Source organism: Hydrogenivirga sp. (genome assembly GCF_056450045.1).
This window is the reverse complement of sequence record NZ_JBWONM010000161.1, coordinates 1-3000: the sequence shown is the minus strand read 5'-3', so window position 1 is coordinate 3000 and position 3000 is coordinate 1. Positions and strand designations below refer to the sequence as shown.

The window sequence follows — 3000 nt, the reverse complement described above, 5'->3', positions numbered from 1 at the left end:
AGGTGTATTCAGTACGCAAGGGAGAGGGGGATTGAAGTCCTTGCAACCTTCACGGACGAGGGAATATCGGGAACGAAAGAGGACAGACCCAACTTCCAGAGAGCTGTTGAGTTTGCAATCAGCGAGAAAGTTGATGCGTTCATAGTCTTTGACACCTCTCGCTTTGCAAGAGACAGGGCTACGGCAATCTACTACAAGCGACTCCTGAGAAAGCACGGAGTTCAGCTCCACTACGTCGTAGCTCCTCTACCCGACGACCCTCTCGCATCCGTCCTCGTTGAAGGAGTATCGGAGCTTCTGGACGAATACTACGTCCACATCATCAGGGAGCACACCTTGAGGGGGATAGAGGAGAGCATAAAAAAACGCATCTATCCGAAGAACAAGTGTCCCGTGGGATACAAAATAGTGAGGGGAGAGGACGGGAAGGGAAAGATATACAGAGATGAGGAGAGCGGGAAGGTATACCTTCGCATACTCCAGCTCTTCAAAAACGGACTCGGTGCTAAGGAGATAGCAAGGGTTTTGAACAGGGAACTTCGCACGGATGAGTGGAACAAGAAGAAGGTTCTGAGAGTCCTCAAAACCCGATATACAGGGGAGTTATCAAGTACAGCAGTCTTGAGGTCTACTTTGAAGACCTCAGATACATATCGGACGAGGAGTGGTTTGAAGTGCAGAAGAAACTGGAGGAGAGGACACATAGCGGTGGACAGGCTAAGTCCGACCTCCTCTTCCTCGGACTTTTGAAGTGCGGGAAGTGCGGAGCTTCCATGACGACCATGAGGGGGATAGGGAGAGGAGGGAAGTACTCCTACTACACCTGCGTGGGCAGGAGGGAGGGAAGGTGCAAGCAGGAGAACCTCAGAGCCGACCACGTGGACGAGTTCCTCCTGAAGGAGATAACCGATTACATACTCAGCGAGGATAACCTCAAGAGGATTGCGGACAGACTCTCCCGTGCAATTGCGATGAGGAAGGATGAGCACCTTTCCCGCATTCAGGAGCTGAAGACTGCAATAGCGGACGTGCAGAAGAGACTTGACAACCTCATCCGTGCTATTGCTGAGGGAATACCTGCTCAGGTGGTAAGGGATGAGGTGCAGAAGCTAACGAGAGAGAAGGAAGTCCTCGAGGGAGAGCTCGTCTCCCTTACGAAGCTTACCACCCTCTCTCCCAGACCTCAGATAGCTCCTCAGGAAGTCAGGGAGATGTTTGAGGAGCTCATGAGAAAGCAGGACGTAAAGCAGGTGAGGACGCTCCTGAGAACCCTCATCTCCTCCATCATCTACGACGAAAGTACCTTCAGGGTAAGGTACAACGAGGAACTGTTCGGGTTCACGATGTTGGGAAGTTTGGGGAGGGTGACGGGACTTGAACCCGCGACATGGGGATCCACAGTCCCCCGCTCTACCAGCTGAGCTACACCCTCCTGCTAAGTTTTAAATTATACCACTCTGAGCTTTGGTAAAGAACCAGCCTTCTTCCCTTCCCTGAGACTCCCGAGCAGTTCAGAGGCTGAGCTTTCAAGCTCCATTAGGTTGAGCCTTACCTCAGAAGGACAACCCTCAATCTGCCTCACCGCCTTGGAGAGGACCCTTATAGCCTTATCCCTCTCCCCTTGGGTGTAGTGATGGAGGGATATGGCGAGCCTGATAACCCCCTGGTAGCACTCCCTCTTCTTTTCATCCTTAACGTGCTCCCAGACCTCTTCAAGCACCTCGTGGGCTTCGTAGAACCTTCCCTCCTCCCAGAGCCTCTGAGCTACCTTGAGAAGCTCAAGCTCCCTGTCTATGCCGAGGATAGATTCAGCCCCCCTGACCTTGGAGGGGACTTCTTCAAAGAGGAGGTGCATGAAGGCGTGAGCCTCAATGGGCTTTATCCTCTTTCGCCTTGTGGAATCAATCAGCCTGAAGTAAGCTTTAGGTTCCTTTATTGATAAGGACCTGCCGGAGGCAGGTGTTATGGGAATGAAGATATGAGGGTTGAGCATGTAGGCGAAGTGGGTGGCAACGTAGAAGCCGTGCTCTCCGAGGGAGACAAACCTCTTGAGGAGTTCCTCAAAAAGTTCTTCGGGGTTCTGGATATCAAGCGTACCCTCAACCCCAATCTCATGAAAGAAATCCTTTAGCCAGCTGAAGGCTTCCCTTCTCCTGTCTCTCTCCTTAACCGTGAGCTCATAGAAGCTCTCCCAACAGCTGACGAGGACGAAGGGGGAGAAGCACTCCCCAAGTGTGTAGGATCCCTTCTTTGAGAGGAAGTTGAAGTACCTCTTGTATATCTGTATCTGTGAGCTGTCCTCCAACCAGAGGGAGAGGAGCCGCTTTGTCCTCTCAAGCATTGATAGGGCTATTCCCCTCTGGAGCTTTCCCTGGTAAAGGCTCACGAGGGCTTTTGAAGCCTCAAGGGGGAGACTCCTCTTCTCTACGTGGGTATAAAAGTACTGGGCGCTCGCTAATATCTTCTCTTCCACAGAGAAAAGCTTAAGGGAAAAGGAGGGGCAAGGAAAAGGAGATATATCACATTAAAAAGTTGACATCCTCCAGCAGGTTTTACAGAAGGTTTCCGTAGAATGCTAAGTATGAGACTGTATGGAGCTAGCTTGCTTCTTTCATTACTCTCTACATCCTCCTGGGGGTTAAAAGTTGACATGGTCAGTCCTTTTGATAACATTTTAAAAGGAGGGTAAACATGAGTAAGGGACCAAAAATGTATGGTCGCCCAGAGGTATGTATATACGAACAGTTTGCATATCTTCCAGATATTACAGCATATCCGAATAGTTCGGATATGAACGAGTTAGGCGACAGCCACAAGGAGGAATAAGTATGACAAGACTATATGCCCCTATTACAATCTATGACTTAGAAAAGTTAAAAGAATTGGCATTAAGAGAGCACGAAGGATTTTTTGAAAGAAATCCCCATCTGAAAAGGGCTTTTTATAACTCACTCATCGGAATATGTCTATGTCAAGGTGCCGCTTCTCATTATCTCAATC

2 protein-coding genes, 1 tRNA gene and 1 pseudogene are annotated in these 3000 nt (G+C 49.8%); 2 read left to right on the top strand and 2 right to left on the bottom strand.

The features are described from left to right. Positions 1-750: recombinase family protein (locus AC1HCM_RS06575; protein WP_479460971.1), on the top strand; the 750-nt coding region annotated here is incomplete at its 5' end. Positions 751-773: 23 nt separating this feature from the next. Beyond that, positions 774-845, top strand: a pseudogene (locus tag AC1HCM_RS06570) (hypothetical protein); the annotation flags it as partial. A 511-nt stretch (positions 846-1356) separates the two neighbouring features. Here AC1HCM_RS06570 and AC1HCM_RS06565 read toward each other — a convergent pair. Both AC1HCM_RS06565 and AC1HCM_RS06560 read right to left on the bottom strand, forming a co-directional pair. Further along, positions 1357-1432, bottom strand: a tRNA-His gene (locus AC1HCM_RS06565). Positions 1433-1447: 15 nt separating this feature from the next. Continuing rightward, on the bottom strand, positions 1448-2473 hold the full coding sequence (locus AC1HCM_RS06560; protein WP_479460970.1) for a DUF309 domain-containing protein: 1026 nt from the start codon (positions 2471-2473) through the stop codon (positions 1448-1450). Between the last annotated feature and the right edge of the window lie 527 nt (positions 2474-3000).